Below are 15,415 nucleotides of genomic sequence, written 5' to 3'. Positions count from 1 at the left end.
GCCGGGAGCGTCACGCTGAATCGTCGCCTCCGCCGTCCCGCATGTGCTTCGCTGTACCCGCACGGCGGACCGGGGGGACGGGGGCGCGGGTTGAGCGAGGTCGTGGCCGAAGCCGAGGGCATCCGGCTGTTACTCGACCAGCAGCGGTACGCGGAGCTGGTGGCGGCCCTGGGCGGCGCGGCGGACGGCTCCGGACCGGACGGCCGGGACCTGGACGAGCGGACGTGGACGCTGCTGCTGCGCTGCCGCATGGAGCAGGGGCTGATGCGTGAGGCGCGCGCCCTGGCCGCCCGCGTCCGGCAGCGCGTCCCCGCCGGAGGCGGCGCCGACCTGTGGTGCCGGTACGCCACCCTCCTCGGCGGCGGGCCCGCCCCGGCGCCGCAGGACCTGGCGGACTTCATCGCCCACTGCGCGCGCCACGCGGCGGAGGCCGACGGTGCCACCTGGGCCGGCGCCGTGGCCGCCGACCTGTACGGGCAGGGCCTGGCGATCCGGCTGACCCTGGCGGGCCCGCCCCCGCGGGAGCGGGCCGCCGCCGCGGCGGCGGTGGAGCGCGCGGCGGACGCCTACCACCGCGCCGGACTGCCCCGGGACGGCGACCGCGCCACGCGGCGGGCCGCGTACCTCCTGCGGTGCGGGCCGGGCGCCGACCTGCCGCGGGCGCGCGAGTTGCTGCGGTCCGCCGGGGAGCGGGCGCGGGCGCGTGGGGACGCGCTGGCCGGGGCCGAGGCGGACTTCGCCCTCGCCGAGCTGGACCTGGAGACCTGGTTCGCCGACGGCTCGGACGAGCGGGCGGACCTGTCGCCCTTCCTGGCCGCGCTGGAGGACGCGGCGGGCCGCGTCGAAGCGGCAGGCGGGTGCCTGGGGGAGACCCGGGCCCGGTGGGCGGTGGGCAGGCTCTGCCTCGAGCACGGGTTCCCCGAGGGCGTGCCGCCGGCCGAGTCGGCGGCTCGGGGCTTCCGCCGCGCGGACGCGCCGGGGCCGGAACTGTCGGTGTGGCAGGCGCTCGAGGTCTGGTACGTCCGCCGCGGTGACGCCGCGGGACGGGAGCGGGCCCGGCGTACGGCCGCCGCCCTCACCGAGCGGACCGGGCACGCCCTGGCCGGAGAGGCGCGGGCGGTCGGTGCGGCGGACGCCGCTCTGCGCGGCGGCAGCCGGGGCCGGGCCGAGGCCCTGACCGCAGGCGAGGACCTGCTGTCGGGACGGTTCTTCGTCGGCCAGGCGGTCGTCCGCAGCTCCGTGCTCGCCTCCATGGGCCTGACCGGTGAGGCCGTCGAGCTGCTGCGCGCCGCGGACCGGGAACTCAGCCGCCGCGCGGCGCCCGGCGGCCTGCTGCCGCAGGTGCTGATGGCGCTGGCCAACCTGGTGGCCGCCACGGACGGCGCCGAGGCGCGCGTCCTGCTCGGGCGCGGCGCCGCGGCCGCCCGCGATCTGGGACTGGCGGTGGACGAGGCCCAGTGCCTTGCCATGCGCGCCTGGGTGGCCGTGGCCGCCGCCGAGCGGGGCGGCGCGGCGCCCCCCGAGGCGGGGGTGGAGGAGGACTTCGACCGCGCGGTCGCCCTGCTGGAACCGCTCACCACCCTGGAGGCCCGCGACCAGCTCGTGTCGGTGTGCCAGCAGCGCGGCCAGGCCGCGTTCTTCTCCGGCGACCTGGCGCGGTGCCTCACCTGGCTGGGGCGCGCCGAGACGGTGGCCCGCGCCACGGGCCTCGGCCCCCAGTTGGCCTTCACCCTGTCCTACCAGGCCCTGGCGCTGGCGCAGGCGGCCCGCGAGGCGGGACCGCACCTGTACGACGAGGCCGACAGCCGGCTGGCGCGGGCACAGGAGCTGCTCATCACCGCGGGCCTGCGCGGGGAGATCTGGCGCACCCTGTTCCACCGGGGCATGTGCGCCCTGGAGGCGGGCGACCGCTGCCCGGACCCGGGGGAGCGCGACCGGCGGTGGACGCGCGCCGACACCCTGCTCACCGCCGCGGCGGCGGAGATCGACCGCCTGCGCGCCGCCTCCGCCACCGCGGACACCGGCCCGCTGCGCTCCGAGGTGGCGCGCATCGCCTCCGGGCACGCCGCCTTCGAGGTCCACCGCCTGGGCTTCGAACTGCACTGGCACCGCAGGGGCGACGCGGCACAGGCCCTGCGCTGGCTGGAGCGGGCCAAGGCGCGCGCCCTCCTCGACGGGCTGGCCGCCCTCACCCCGGCGGACTCCGTGCTGCGCGACAGCCCGCACCTCGCCCGCGAACGCGCGTTGCAGCGGCGCCCGGCCGCGACCGACGCCGAGGAACTCGCCCTGCGGCAGGAGATCGACGCCCTCCTCGCCGCCATGCGGGACGGCTCCCTGGACGGCTACGCGCAGGCCAGGACGGCCGAGCCGCCGTCCTACGCACACCTGCGCGCGGCCCTGCGCGGGGAGGAGCGGGCCGCGGCCGGACGGCGCGTGGTGGTGGCCGAGTACCGGTGCACCCCGCGGGAGACCCTGCTGTTCGGGCTGCGCGCCGACTGGGACGCCCCCCGCGTGGCCGCCGTCGGCCTCGACCACGCCAAGCTCTCCCGTTTCGCCGCCGAGCACTTCCGCCGCGCGGGCGGGGTGCGGGAGTTGCAGGACCGCGCCGACGGCGGGGAGCGGGACTGGCACTCCTTCGCCCCGCTCGTCGCCCCCCTGGCCGAATGGGCCGCGCCCGGTGACGTCGTCCACCTGGTCCCGCACGGCGTCCTGCACGACCTGCCCCTGCACACCCTGCCCGTGGCGGGCGAACCGCTGCTGCTGCGCAACCCCGTGTGCTACAGCCCGAGCAGCGCCGTCCTGCTGGAGCTGTTCGGGCGCGGGAGCCGCGGACCGGCCGCGCGAGCCGGGGCCGCGGCCGTGTTCGCGGACTCCCTCGGCAACCTCCCGGGCTCCGCGGCGGAGGGCCGCACGGTGGCGCGCCTGCTGTCGGTCGAGGCCCGGCTCGGGGCCGAGGTGACCGGGGCGCGTGTCCTCGACGCGCTCGCCTCCCGCGCGCTCGTCCATCTGGCCGGGCACGGGCGCCTGTCCACCGGCGACGGCTTCGAACGCGGCATGGAGATGTCCGACGGGGTCATCCGCGCCTCCGACCTCCTCGGCCGCCGGGTCGCGGCGGGCCTGGTGGTGCTCAGCGGCTGCGAGACCGGCGTCAACGAGCACCGGCCGGGCGACGAACCGGTGGGGCTGCCCCGCGCGCTGCTGCTCGCCGGCGGCGGGTCGGTCCTGGTCAGCCAGTGGAAGGTCGCCGACGCCTCCGCGGCCGCGCTGCTGACCGCCTTCCACACGGCGCTGGCCCGCGGCCTGGGATGCGCGGACTCGCTTCATCACGCGGCCCGCGAGGCGGCGGGGCCGGCGCCGCACCGGCGGCACTTCTACCACTGGGGCGCGTTCGTCAACGTGGGCGACTGGAGATGAACATGGCGGAGGAAGCGAAAGCGGACGAGCAGCGGCGCGCCCCCGGCGGGCCGGGTCAGGCGCTCCCCGCGGAGACCGGACTCCCCGGGGAGGCCGACTTCCCCATGGAGATCGACGAGGCGGCGCTGGAGGAACGGGCGGAACCCGTCTCGTTCGACACCCGCACCCGCCTGCTGGCCAGGGAGAACCGGTTCGGTCTGCGCGCCGGCCCCGCCGTCCGGCACGAACTCGGCACCTCCCCGGGCACCGCCGTCGACCTCCCCCTGCGGTGCGTCGCCCACCGGCACCCGGAGTGCAGGCTGCGCTGGGTCAGCCTCCTGGTGGACCTCTCCGGCTGCGACGGCACCGTCCTCGACCTCAGCCCCAGGGACGAGGTCGCCGCCCACCCGGTCCGGGTCACCACCACCTTCGGCGGCGGGCTGGCCTTCCAGATCGCCGCCGTCCCGGTGGGGCCGGAGGCCACCGCGGAGCGCAGCACCCGGCAGGACGTGTTCTACCCCAAGGTGACCAGCTCCGGGCAGGGCTTCAGCGCGGCCCGGTGGGACTTCACCCAGGTCGGGCAGGAGCCGCTGCACGTGGACCGCGAGCTGCGCCTCCTCGTCGGGGTGCCGGCCGGCACGGGCGAGACCCGGCTCCACGCGGTACTCCGCGCGGGCCTGTCGGTCCAGGGCGCCCTCGGGGTACTGCCGCTCGTCGGGCGCCGACGGGTCCACCTCGACGCGGAGGGCACCTGGCGGACGTGACCCGCCGCGCGCGTCCGACGCTCTCCCCCGACCGCCGGGCCGGCGCCGTCGCCCAAGCGGCGCCGCGGGCCGGGCGCCACGGGCGCGCTCCCGCCACGAACACCGACCCTTAAGCGCTGCGCTACAGACCCTTAAGCGCTGCGCTACATCCTTTGCCCGCTCCGCGTCCTGGCGGTGAGCTGGGTGCCGTCAGCAGGCACGGCCGGCGAAAGGACAGGGCATGCGGAGCAAGCGGCTCGGGCGCAGTTCGGTGCGGGTCACGGAACTGGGTTTCGGCGGCGGACCGCTGGGCGGGCTGTTCGCGCCGCCGGACGACGCCGCGGCCGGCGAGGCGCTGGCCGCGGCGTGGGAGGGCGGCGTCCGCTACTTCGACACCTCCCCGCACTACGGGATCGGGCACTCCGAGCGCCGGATCGGCGAGTTCCTGCGCCGGTCGCCGCGCGCGGAGTACGTCCTGTCCACCAAGGTGGGCCGGCTGCTGGTGCCCCAGGACCCGGCCGGCCGCACCGACGACTCCTTCCAGGTGCCCGCCACCCACCGGCGGGTGTGGGACTTCTCCCGCGACGGTGTCCGGCGCAGCGTGGAGGACTCCCTCGCCCGCATGGGGGTGGACCGCGTCGACCTGCTCTTCCTGCACGACGCCGAGGAGCACTTCGAGACCGCGCTGCGCGACGGCTACCCGGCGCTGGCCGAGCTGCGGGCGGAGGGCGTCGTCGGCGCCGTCGGCGCGGGCATGTACCACTCCGGCATGCTGACCCGGCTCGTCCGGGAGACCGACGTGGACGCGGTCATGCTCTCCGGCCACTACACCCTGCTGGAGCACTCCGCCCTCGACGACCTGCTGCCCGCCTGCACCGAACGGGGCGTGTCGGTGCTCGCGGCCTCCGTCTTCAACTCCGGTCTCCTCGCCACCCCGCGTCCCGCCCCCGACGCGCGGTTCGACTACCGGCCCGCTTCCGAGGAGGTGCTGCGGCGCGCGCACCGCGTCGCCGACGTGTGCGAGGCCCACGGCGTGACGCTGCCCGAGGCCGCCATGGCCTTCCCGCTCCGGCACCCGGCGGTCGCCGGCATCGTGGTCGGCATGCGCACCGCCGAGGAGGTGCGGCGCAACCTGGCCGCGTTCGGCGCGCGGGTGCCCGACGGCCTGTGGACCGACCTGGCGGACGCCGGTCTCATCGACGAGCGGGTGCCGCGGGCGATCCGGTGAGGGGACGCCCGGCTCAGGGAGCGCCCACGGTGGGGGCGGGCGGGGTCCAGCGCCGGGCCGGGGGGACGGTGGTGGGGACGCCGAAGTCCTTCTTGAGGTGTTCGGGGACGGCGTAGTGCATGACCCGGCCGCGGGTGAGGGAGCTGAGCTCGAAGATCGTGGTGAGGTGCCCCAGACGGTCCAGGGCCCAGGCGCCCAGGGGGGAGCTGTCCTCGATGCTCTCCAGGACGCCGAGCAGGGCGGGCACGGCCTTGACGAGGGTGTCGAAGGCGGTGCGGGGCACATCGAGCCAGTCGGCGCAGGTGTCGCCGACGAGGTGGCGGATCAGGGCGGGGACCACCGGGTCCAGGAGCGTGCCCGGCACCACGTCCTCGTAGAGGCGGATGAGCCCGCGCGTCAGATGGACGCCCTCCTCGCTCGGCCCCATGTGGCGGGTCAGGTACAGGTCCAGGAAGGCGCGGCCGGCGTGCAGGTCGGCGGGGGCGTGCTCCTGGTCCACGCCGAGCATCGCGCCCACCACCCGCCAGGCGTAGAAGTAGGCCTCCGCCCCCTCGGTGCTGATGTGGATGTTCAGCCGGTGCAGGGAGTCGAGCACCAGCAGGGAGAAGAGCATCTGCCCGCCGATCATGTCCTCCTGGCAGATCGGCGTGCCCAGCGCGGCGGTGTCCCAGCGGTCCTCGCGCCGCAGGTGGTGGCGGACGGCGGCGTGCAGCAGCCGCACCTTCTGCACGGCCGGGAGGAACCGGCTGCCGGACTCGAAGGCGTCCGGCTGCATGAGGTGGACGGTGAACTGGCCGGTCTCGGCCATGCGCCTGGCGGGGTAGTCCAGCGAGTGGGTGGCCGACAGCAGCCGGGCGACGTGCGGGACGACGTAGCAGGCGGGCATGGCGGCGAAGGACAGCGCGGTGGAGATGTGCACGTTGTTGTCGATGAAGAACAGCCGCGCCTTCTCCATCTGGTCCCAGTCGACCCAGTCGGGCGGCGCGGCGGTCGCCCGCAGATAGGCGCGGGCCACCTCGGGGAGACCCTCGGGAAGCTGCTGCCCCGCGGTGGAGAAGTGGCGCATCAGCGTGTTGTACGCACCGACCTGCCCTCGCTCGAACAGCGCGGCCACGGTCGCGTCGGCGAGCTCGTCGCCGTCCTGCCGCAGCGCGTCCATGGCGGTGTCGGTGTAGGTCACCAGCGGCTCCTTCGGTCATTGCTCGCGGACGGTGGCGACGCGGGCCAGGCCGGTCAGGGCGTGCTCCGCCGGGGCGGGCAGTCGCGCCTCGCAGAGCGCGGCGGTGGCCTGCCGGACCCGGTCCGCGATCATCCGCTCGACGCGGGCCGGGGCTCCGGCGTCGTGCATCAGCTCGCGCATCCGGTCCAGGTCCCGCCGCTCGACGCGCCGCAGGGTGAGCAGACGGCGCAGCTCCTCCCGTGCGGCCGGGCCGGCGGCGTGCCAGGTCTCGGCGAGCAGGGCGGTGGGGCGGCGGCAGCGTAGGTCGTCCAGGTCGGCCTTGCCGGTGCGGGCCGGGTCGCCGAACAGGCCCAGCAGGTCGTCACGGAGCTGGAACGCCTCGCCGAGCGGCAGCCCGTACCGGGAGTACACCGCGCGCAGCCCGGGGGCGGCGCCGGCCAGGGTGCCCCCGATGAGCAGGGGGTGCTCCACGGTGTACTTGGCGGTCTTGTACCTGATGACCTTCAGGGCGGCGGCGGTGTGCGGCGGCGCCCCTGTGCGCAGGATCTCCAGGCACTCCCCGGCGATCAGCTCCCGGGCCAGGACCGTCCACAGGGGGCGTGCCCGCGCGAGATAGGCAGCGGGCAGCCCGCTGCTGGTGAACAGCCCGCCGGCCAGCGCCATCAGCAGGTCGCCGACCAGCATCGCCAGGGCCCGCGCCGCGGTGGCGGGCTGCCGGCGCGCCGGCAGTACGGTGCGCAGCGCCACATGGGCGGTGGGCAGCCCGTGCCGGACGGGACTGCCGTCGATGATGTCGTCGTGGACCACCGCGGCGGCGTGCACCAGCTCCATGGACGCCGCCGCGCGCACCAGCGCGTCGCTGTCCGGCTGGCCCGCCGCCCGCCAGCCCCAGTAGCAGAACGCCGCCCGCAGCCGCTTGCCGTGCGCGGCCGCGGCGCACAACTGGTCGGCCACCGGCTCCAGATCGGGATCGATCTGCCGCAGGTGCTGCGCCTCCTGCGCCAGGAACCGGGCCAGCTCCCGGTCGACGCGGGCCTTGAGCGCGGCGGCCTCGTCCCGGTCAGGCATCGCCTTCAGACGCCCGCCGGGCCGCGGCGTGGCGGGCCAGCACCTCCAGGTGGGCCGGCGGGACGGAGGCGTACCGGTCCAGCAGCAGCCGCCCGCGCGCCTCGAGGTCCCGCTCCGCTTCGGCCGCCAGACCGGCCCCGTCCGAGCGGCGCAGCAGATCCCGCGCCCGCCCGACCGCGCTGCCGAGGCCGCTCAGCGCGATGTCCGCCAGCCCCGCCGCCAGCAGCACCGCCCGCTGCTGCGGACCACCGTCCCCACCGCCCGTCACGCTCATGCGTCGCCCTCCCGTGCTGCCTGCCGGTGTCACCGGCGCCGCGTCGGTCCCCCACAGGGTGACGCGGGCGGATCGACTCACACCGGACAAACCCCCGAAAGAGCGAAAACCTGAAGAGATGACGAGGTATTGATGCGGCTGCGTGGTATGGGCTCACCCCACCCGAGCCGCGGCACCGGCCCTCAGGAGGAGGGCCAACCACCGTAGGGCACCGTGATGAGCTCCAGGTAGTGGCCCGCCGGGTCCAGGAAGTACACCCCGCGACCACCGTCGTTGCGGTTGACCGCGCCGGGCCGCTGCCGCTGCGGGTCGGCCCAGTGCTCGATGCCGCGCTGCCTGATCCGCGCGTACGCGGCGTCGAACTCCTCCTCGGAGACCAGGAACGCGTAGTGCTGCGGGGTGATCCTGTCCTCCGGGATCGTGGCGAAGTCCAGCGTGACACCGTTGCTCAGACCGACCGCGACGAACGGCCCCCACTCGCCGCTGATCTCCAGCCCCAGCAGCTCGGCGAAGAACTCGGCGGACTCCCGGTTGTCCCGGGCATGGACGATCGTGTGATTCAACTCAACCGACAAGGAATGCCTCCGAAGGCATCTCCCGGCACCTCCATGCCTCACCCGACCGGTGACCGACACGCGATACCGCCGCGAATCCTAACCGACACGAACCCACCGCCCGCGGCGGGCCGGCGGGCGTGAGGCCCCACCGGCGTCCCGCGGGGGCGACTCGCGTCCGTCTGCTCCCGCTGGGGCCGGGCGTCCGTGTCACCCGGGAACACCCACGCAGATCACAGCCATCGCGGCTCAGCGAGCCGACCGGCGAGCCACATACCCGGACGCACATTGCTGATCCGCGGAGAAGGACCCCACACGGACGGTGGAACTCGGTGACGTCCGTCTGCGTTGGCGAGTCTCCCGGGCCGGAGACATGCGCGGTTGTTGCTGTCGTACGCAAATCCGAGACGTGGCGATACACATGGGACGCCGAAGACCGCCTCACTTCGGTCAACACCCCTGACGGCACTCGCTGGGAGTATCTCTACGATGCTCTTGGCCGCCGTACGGCCAAACGGAGAACGGCCGCCGACGCGTCCTTCCTCGAGGAGGTGCTTTTCGCCTGGGACGGCACCACGCTCGCCGAGCAGACATCCACATCCGCCGAGCTTCGGAGCTCCGTTACGCTCACCTGGGACCACAACGGCCTGAATCCCATCGCCCAGACCGAGCGTCTGAGCGCCACGCAGGCACCTCAACAGGATGTCGACGAACGGTTCTTCGCAAATCGTCACGGATCTCGCCGGGAGTCCTCGGGAGCTGGTCCGTGAGTCGGGTGATGTGGTGTGGCGGACCCGTACCACACTCTGGGGTGCCACTGCATGGCCTTCTCGAAGTACCGCCTACACTCCGCTGCGCTTCCCGGGGCAGTACTTCGACCAGGAATCCGGCCTCTGCTACAACTTCCGCCGCTATTACGATCCGGAAACAGCGCAGTACATCAGCCGCGACCCTCTCGGCCTGGCCACCGCGCCGAATCCATCCTCCTACGTCCACAACCCCCACACTCGGACGGATCCCCTTGGTCTCGCCCCGGACTACGCCGATCTCGGGGATGACTGGCAACCACGACCCACCGGCACCATACCCGGCAGCAGTGGATGCGAAGCCGTGGCGCGGGACATCCAAGCCAGAATCGGAGGGGAACGGATGCGCATCACCGATTCGGCGGGCGCTCCCCTGCTCGGCAAGTACCGGGATCAGGACACTTTCTGGGGGCACCACGATGTCGTCGTCAAGGACGGCAGGGTATACGATGCGTGGACAGGGCGGTACGGGGAGCCGGTTGAGGAGTATCGCCGCCGCTGGGAGTGGGGCGAATACTTGCGCTTCGATCCGGCTCCATGATTGTTTGCGGAGGGGCAGTGGATTACCGCAGGCTTTTCTCGGAGATTCGTAAACGCCCATCGGCGTACGGATTGGACGGGACATACAAAGAGTATGTGGCGTTTGTGACCGGCTGCGACGCCGGGAATGAATGGGGCCTGCTGGCCGGTTTTCCGGAATGGCTGGCCATGAAGGCCGGGCGAGAGGCGAACGCGACGTGGTCCTCTCTGGTGCTCGCGGCGGTCGGTTTGCCACCCGCTCCGCCCCCGGCCGGGCACAAGGACGAGGCCAAAGCCGTTGAAGCACTGTTCGACCTTCTTGACGAGTTCCTTGCCGAACGAGTGAGCGCAAGGCATGTGTCCCTGATCATTTCTCGCTATGCACGGCGTTGAAGCCTCTCTGCCCGAAACACCATCTCGCCGGCACCCCCGTCCGATGAACCCCTCCCACTGCGGCGGGGCGGGCTCTGCCGGGCTGTGCCGTGACCGGCGCACCGGGTCCGGTTCGGCGGGGGCTCCTCCTCCGGGCAGGGGTGGGCGGGGCATGATGGCGGGATGTCGAAGCGACCCGTGCTCGTTTATGACGGGGACTGCGCGTTCTGCACCTCCGCCGCGAGGTTCGCCGAGCGGCGTCTGCGTCCCCGGTGCGAGATCATCCCGTGGCAGTTCGCGGATCTGGACGCGCTCGGCGTCACCCGGCGGCGGGCCGAGTACGAACTGCTGTGGGTCGCCCCGGGTGGCGCGGTGCGCGGTGGCGCGCGGGCCGTCGCCGCGCTGCTGATGAGCTCCGGCCGCGGGTGGGCGGTCCTGGGCGGGCTGCTGGCGCTGCCGCCCGTGCGCCCGCTCGCCCACGGTGTCTACCGGCTCGTCGCGAACAACCGCGAGCGGATGCCGGGCGGCACACCGGCCTGCGCGCTGCCCGCGGACCGTCGGCCGCCCCCCTCCGCGGCGGGCCGTTGAGGCGGGACGACCGCGGACGCCGCGCGGAGCGGCGGGCTCCGCCGCAACGGCCGGGCTTCTCGCCGAAGTCGGGCGGCGGGTTCACGCGTCTTGGCTACACTGCGCGCAGTCGATCAGTTGTACGGGGGCGGCATTGGATCGAACGGCGACGCGCGTGTGCCCGTTGTGCGAGGCGACGTGCGGCCTGAGCGTCACGCTGTCGGACGAGCGCGTCACCCGTGTGCGCGGCAATCCGGACGACGTCTTCAGCCACGGGTACCTCTGCCCGAAGGGCGCCTCGCTGGGCCGGTTCGACGGCGATCCCGACCGTCTGACCGCGCCCCTGGTGCGCCGGCCCGGCGGCGGCTTCGAGCAGGTGGAGTGGGCGGAGGCGTTCGAGGCCGTGGACCGGGGGCTGCGGGCCGTGACGGACCGGTACGGCCGTGACGCGGTGGCCCTCTACATGGGCAATCCCGTCATCCACACCCTCGCTCTCCCGCTGTACATGCTGGTGCTCAGGGAGCGGCTCGGCACCCGGAACATCTACTCGTCCACCACGCTCGACACCATGCCCAAGAGCGTCGCCTGCGGCTGGATGTACGGGGACCCGCTCGCCTTCCCGCTGCCGGACATCGACCGCACCCACCATCTGCTCGTGCTCGGCGCCAACCCGTCGGAGACCAACGGCAGCCTGTGGACCGTCGCCGACCTGCCGGGGCGGCTGCGGGCCCTGCGGGCCAGGGGCGGGCGCCTGGTCGTCGTGGACCCGCGGCGCACCCGCACCGCCGACCTCGCCGACGAGCACGTCGCCGTCCGGCCGGGAACCGACGCCCTGCTCCTGCTGGGCATCGTCCACACCCTCCTGGACGAGGGGCTGGCCGTCGATCCCGGCGAGGGCTTCGCCGGCTTCGGTGACCTCGCCGACCTGGTGAAAGGTTTCGGCGCCGACGAGGTCGCCCCCGCCTGCGGCGTCCCGGCGGACACCGTGCGCCGGCTCGCCCGCGACCTGGCCGCGGCGCCCACGGCCGCCGTCTACGGGCGGCTCGGCACCTGCACCACCGAGTTCGGCACGCTCACCAGTTGGCTGGTGGACGTGGTGAACATCGTCACCGGCAACTTCGACCGCCCCGGCGGGGTGCTGTTCGGCGAGGCGCCGCACGCGACGCGCCGCCCCGCCGAGCCGTTCCGCACCGGACGCCGGCACAGCCGGGTCCGCGGGCTCCCTGAGGTCAACGGCGAACTGCCCACCGCCACCCTCGTGGACGAGATCGAGACGCCCGGCGAGGGGCAGGTGCGGGCCCTGCTGTGCATCGCGGGGAACCTGGTCCTCGCCGCGCCGCAGGGCGAGCGGCTCGACCGGGCCCTGCCCGGCCTGGACTTCATGGTCTGCGTCGACCCCTACCTGAACGAGACCACGCGCCACGCGTCGGTGATCCTGCCGCCGCCGACCCCGTTGCAGTCGCCGCACTACGACGTGGTCCTGGCCACCCGCTCGGTGCGCCGCAACGCGCGCTTCTCGCCGCCGCTGCGCCCCCTGGAGCCGGGGCGGCCCAGCGAGGCGGAGATCCTCGCCCGGCTGGTCCTGATCGCGTCCGGCAAGGGACCCGGCGGGGACCCGGAGAGCGTGGACGAGGCGCTGATCGACCTGACCCTGCGCGCCGCCCGCGGCCGCCCCGGCTCCCCGCTGGCGAAGCGCTCGCCGGAGGCGCTGAAGCGCGAACTGACCGGTGACGGCGCCCTGGAGCGCAGACTGGACCTGATGCTCCGGCTCGGCCCCTCGGGCGACCTGTTCGGGGCACGCCCGGACGGCCTGAACCTGGCCCGGCTGAAGCGGACCCCGAACGGGGTCGACCTCGGGCCGCTGCGGCCGCGGCGCCGGGAGGTGGTGATGACCGCCTCCGGGCTGGTGGAGCTGTGCCCGGCCGCGATCACCGCGGACCTGCCCCGCCTCGCCGCCCGGATGCGCGACCTCGGCGACGGCGGCCTGGTGCTGCTCTCCCGCCGCCAGCCGAAGGCCGTCAACAGTTGGTCCCACAACATCGCGTCGCTCTCCGGCGGAACCAGCCGGTGCACCCTGGAGATCAGCGAGGAGGACGCCCGGCGCCTCGGGGTCGCCGCGGGCGACGAGGTGCGGGTCAGCACCGGCGCCGGCGAGGTGGTGGTGCCGGCCGAGCCCACCGACCGGCTCCGCCCCGGCGTGGTGAGCATGCCCTACGGCTGGGGGCACGGCCGCGAGGGCACCCGGCTGCGGCACGCGGCCGCGGAACCGGGCGCGAGCGTCAACGCGCTCACCGACAGCGCGGTCGTCGACCCGCTGTCGGGGACGGCCGTCTTCAACGGGGTGCCCGTGCGCGTGGAACGGGTGAACAAAAAACAAACGGAAAGCTGAGTTCCGAATCCCATGCATTTCCCGGCCCGATACCCCTCCCGGAAAACCGGGAAGGGTATCGGGCCGAAAGCTTTACAGCCCCCCTCGGCGCCTCTAGACTACACGCACGATCTTGCTCACAGGACCACGGGGGAATTTTCGTGAATCGTACCCGCAGTATCCTCATGGCCGCTGCCGCCCTGACGCTTCTGGCCGGCACCAGCACAGTGGCGAGCGCCGTCTCGGAACAGAGCGCCACCACGACGACTCCGACCTGTTCGCCCACGCAGAGCGCCATTACCGACGTGCCGCACAGACTGTTCGACGCGTGGAACAGAGGCGACGCGCACGGTGTCGCCGCCCAGTTCACGACGGACGGGCACATGATTCCGAGCAATGGCGCGTATCTCACCAGCAGGGACGCGATCACGCAGTTCTACAAGGGGGCCTTCGCCGGTCCGCTCAAGGGCACCCGGATGATCGGCACGCCGCTCAGCGTGCGCTGCCTGTCCAGCACCACGGCCGTGGTCGACGGGCTCGGCGGCCTGCTCAAGCCCGGTGACACCTACACCGACCCGGCGCAGGTGCCCATCGGCCAGCGCATCATCGTCTCCTGGACCGCGGTGCTGGTGAACGGCACCTACTACATGAAGGAATTCCAGAGCACCACCGTGCAGGGCTGAATTCCCGGCCGGGACGGAACAGCGGAACCGATCACACACGGAGCATTTCCTTGCCACGCACAGTGCTGGTCACCGGGGGAAACAGGGGGATCGGGCTCGCCATCGCCGAGGAGTTTCTCGGACAAGGCGACCGGGTTGCCGTGACCCATCGCGGAGATCCACCGGACGGGAAATTCCTCGCCGTCCGGTGCGATGTCTCCGAACCGGAGAGCGTCGATGCCGCCTTCGCGGCCGCCGAGGCGGAGCTCGGCCCGGTCGAAATTCTCGTCTCCAATGCGGGAATCACCGACGACCGGCCGATGCTCCGCATGCGGGAGGAGCATTTCTCCCGCGTCCTCGACACGAATCTCACCGGTGGCTGGCGCTGTGCCAGGCGGGCCCTGCCCGGAATGCTCAGGGGCCGGTGGGGGCGCATCGTCTTCGTGTCGTCCGTCGCCGGACTGCGGGGCAACGCGGGCCAGGTGAACTACGCCGCGAGCAAGGCCGGCATGGTCGGCATGGCGCGCTCCCTGGCCCGCGAGTGCGCCACGGCCGGCGTCACCGTGAACGTGGTGGCGCCCGGCCTGATCGAGACCGACATGGCCGCGGCCCTGCCCGAGACCCGCAGGTCCGCGCATCTGAAGGAGATCCCGGCGGGCCGGGCGGGCAGCGCCGGGGAGGTGGCCGCCGCGGTCGCCTGGCTCGCCGGTGAGCGGGCCGGCTACGTCACGGGAGCGGTCATACCGGTCGACGGCGGCCTGGGAATGGGGCACTGAGGACATGACCACCACCACGTCACCGGCCGCCCAGGCCGTACCGGGCACCCCGGGCGCGGGACTGCTCGCCGGCAAGCGCATCGTGGTCACCGGCGTGATCACCGATCGGTCGATCGCGTTCGCCGTGGCCCGGCTCGCCCAGGAGCAGGGCGCCCGGATCGTGCTCACCGGCTACGGCCGGCTGTCCCTGGTCGAGCTGGTCGCCCGCCGCCTGCCCGAGCGGCCGCCGGTGGTGGAGCTGGACGTGACCGACCCGACGGCCCTGGAGCGGCTCCCGGAGGCGGTGGGCGAGCACCTCGACGGCGTCGACGGGGTGCTGCACTCCATCGCCTTCGCCCCGCCGAGCTGCCTCGGCGGGTTCCTCACCGCGCCCTGGGCGGACGTGGCCACCGCGGTCCACACCTCCGCCTACTCCTACCAGGCGCTCGCCACCTCCCTGTCGCCCCTCATGCCCGGCGGCGGCTCGATCGTCGGCCTGACCTTCGACGCCACCAGGGCGTGGCCCTCCTACGACTGGATGGGCGTGGCCAAGGCCGCCCTGGAGTCCGTCAACCGCTATCTGGCACGGGACCTGGGGCCGCGCGGCATCCGCGCCAACCTGGTGGCCGCGGGACCGCTGCGCACCACCGCGGGCAAGGCCATCCCCGGGCTCGCCCGGACCCAGGAGGACTGGGCGGCCAAGGCTCCCCTCGGCTGGGACGTCACCGACACCGACGCCACCGCACGGGCCTGCGTCGCGCTGCTGTCCGACTGGTTCCCCGCCACCACGGGCGAGATCGTCCACGTCGACGGGGGACACCACGCGATGGGCGCCTGACCCGCGCGCGCGGACGTCCGCCGCCCCGGCTCCCCGGACGGGCCGGGTCGGCGGACGTCCGGCGTGGCGCGGCGCCGGCCCGGCCCCT

13 protein-coding genes and 1 pseudogene are annotated in these 15,415 nt (G+C 74.0%); 10 read left to right on the top strand and 4 right to left on the bottom strand.

Features of this window, described 5'->3' with window-relative positions; genetic code table 11:
- Positions 1–90 precede the first annotated feature (90 nt).
- The 3 genes from ACYVO2_RS29820 (at position 91) to ACYVO2_RS29810 (ending at position 5,364) form a co-directional block, all read left to right on the top strand.
- Entirely contained in the window at positions 91–3,414 is a 3,324-nt protein-coding gene (locus ACYVO2_RS29820) for a CHAT domain-containing protein (RefSeq protein WP_461011151.1), read from the top strand.
- Between the two features lie 2 nt (positions 3,415–3,416).
- Entirely contained in the window at positions 3,417–4,157 is a 741-nt protein-coding gene (locus ACYVO2_RS29815; protein ID WP_461011150.1) for a hypothetical protein, read from the top strand.
- A gap of 220 nt (positions 4,158–4,377) precedes the next feature.
- Positions 4,378–5,364 (top strand): aldo/keto reductase, encoded by a 987-nt coding sequence (locus ACYVO2_RS29810; RefSeq protein ID WP_461011149.1) that lies wholly within the window; start codon positions 4,378–4,380, stop codon positions 5,362–5,364.
- Positions 5,365–5,377: 13 nt separating this feature from the next.
- Here ACYVO2_RS29810 and ACYVO2_RS29805 read toward each other — a convergent pair whose 3' ends face one another.
- The 4 genes from ACYVO2_RS29805 to ACYVO2_RS29790 all read right to left on the bottom strand — a co-directional run bounded on the left by ACYVO2_RS29805 (position 5,378) and on the right by ACYVO2_RS29790 (position 8,461).
- On the bottom strand, positions 5,378–6,544 hold the full coding sequence (locus tag ACYVO2_RS29805; RefSeq protein ID WP_461011148.1) for an oxygenase MpaB family protein: 1,167 nt from the start codon (positions 6,542–6,544) through the stop codon (positions 5,378–5,380).
- 15 nt (positions 6,545–6,559) lie between these two features.
- Positions 6,560–7,612 carry a polyprenyl synthetase family protein gene (locus tag ACYVO2_RS29800; protein ID WP_461011147.1) on the bottom strand — a complete coding sequence of 351 codons (1,053 nt, stop codon included), beginning with the start codon at positions 7,610–7,612 and terminating at the stop codon, positions 6,560–6,562.
- Entirely contained in the window at positions 7,605–7,886 is a 282-nt protein-coding gene (locus ACYVO2_RS29795) for a polyprenyl synthetase (protein WP_461011146.1), read from the bottom strand. The genes ACYVO2_RS29800 and ACYVO2_RS29795 overlap by 8 nt, the downstream gene beginning before the upstream one ends.
- Before the next feature lie 182 nt (positions 7,887–8,068).
- Positions 8,069–8,461 (bottom strand): VOC family protein, encoded by a 393-nt coding sequence (locus tag ACYVO2_RS29790; RefSeq protein WP_461011145.1) that lies wholly within the window; start codon positions 8,459–8,461, stop codon positions 8,069–8,071.
- 374 nt (positions 8,462–8,835) lie between these two features.
- Between ACYVO2_RS29790 and ACYVO2_RS29785 the strand changes: the two are divergent.
- The 7 genes and pseudogenes from ACYVO2_RS29785 to fabI form a co-directional block, all read left to right on the top strand.
- Positions 8,836–9,787 (top strand): annotated as a pseudogene (locus ACYVO2_RS29785) (RHS repeat-associated core domain-containing protein); the annotation flags it as partial.
- A 95-nt stretch (positions 9,788–9,882) separates the two neighbouring features.
- A complete protein-coding gene (locus ACYVO2_RS29780; RefSeq protein ID WP_461011144.1) occupies positions 9,883–10,158 on the top strand; it encodes a hypothetical protein in 276 nt (91 codons plus the stop codon).
- A gap of 162 nt (positions 10,159–10,320) precedes the next feature.
- Entirely contained in the window at positions 10,321–10,725 is a 405-nt protein-coding gene (locus tag ACYVO2_RS29775) for a thiol-disulfide oxidoreductase DCC family protein (RefSeq protein ID WP_461011143.1), read from the top strand.
- 133 nt (positions 10,726–10,858) lie between these two features.
- Positions 10,859–13,093 carry a molybdopterin-dependent oxidoreductase gene (locus ACYVO2_RS29770; RefSeq protein WP_461011142.1) on the top strand — a complete coding sequence of 745 codons (2,235 nt, stop codon included), beginning with the start codon at positions 10,859–10,861 and terminating at the stop codon, positions 13,091–13,093.
- 140 nt (positions 13,094–13,233) lie between these two features.
- Positions 13,234–13,755 carry an SgcJ/EcaC family oxidoreductase gene (locus tag ACYVO2_RS29765; RefSeq protein ID WP_461011141.1) on the top strand — a complete coding sequence of 174 codons (522 nt, stop codon included), beginning with the start codon at positions 13,234–13,236 and terminating at the stop codon, positions 13,753–13,755.
- Between the two features lie 50 nt (positions 13,756–13,805).
- On the top strand, positions 13,806–14,510 hold the full coding sequence (fabG, locus tag ACYVO2_RS29760; RefSeq protein ID WP_461011140.1) for a 3-oxoacyl-ACP reductase FabG: 705 nt from the start codon (positions 13,806–13,808) through the stop codon (positions 14,508–14,510).
- 4 nt (positions 14,511–14,514) lie between these two features.
- On the top strand, positions 14,515–15,327 hold the full coding sequence (fabI, locus tag ACYVO2_RS29755; protein WP_461011139.1) for an enoyl-ACP reductase FabI: 813 nt from the start codon (positions 14,515–14,517) through the stop codon (positions 15,325–15,327).
- The last annotated feature ends 88 nt before the right edge of the window (positions 15,328–15,415 follow it).

This window comes from Streptomyces capparidis (assembly GCF_054782095.1).
This window is presented reverse-complemented; position numbering and strand designations above follow the sequence as displayed.

Bases quoted from the DNA above. Each gene is read 5' to 3' on its own strand.
- ACYVO2_RS29815 (WP_461011150.1), top strand. From the start codon at position 3,417: ATGGCGGAGGAAGCGAAAGCGGACGAGCAGCGGCGCGCCCCCGGCGGG.
- ACYVO2_RS29810 (WP_461011149.1), top strand. From the start codon at position 4,378: ATGCGGAGCAAGCGGCTCGGGCGCAGTTCGGTGCGGGTCACGGAACTG.
- ACYVO2_RS29800 (WP_461011147.1), bottom strand. From the start codon at position 7,612: ATGCCTGACCGGGACGAGGCCGCCGCGCTCAAGGCCCGCGTCGACCGG.
- ACYVO2_RS29795 (WP_461011146.1), bottom strand. From the start codon at position 7,886: ATGAGCGTGACGGGCGGTGGGGACGGTGGTCCGCAGCAGCGGGCGGTG.
- ACYVO2_RS29775 (WP_461011143.1), top strand. From the start codon at position 10,321: ATGTCGAAGCGACCCGTGCTCGTTTATGACGGGGACTGCGCGTTCTGC.
- fabI (WP_461011139.1), top strand. From the start codon at position 14,515: ATGACCACCACCACGTCACCGGCCGCCCAGGCCGTACCGGGCACCCCG.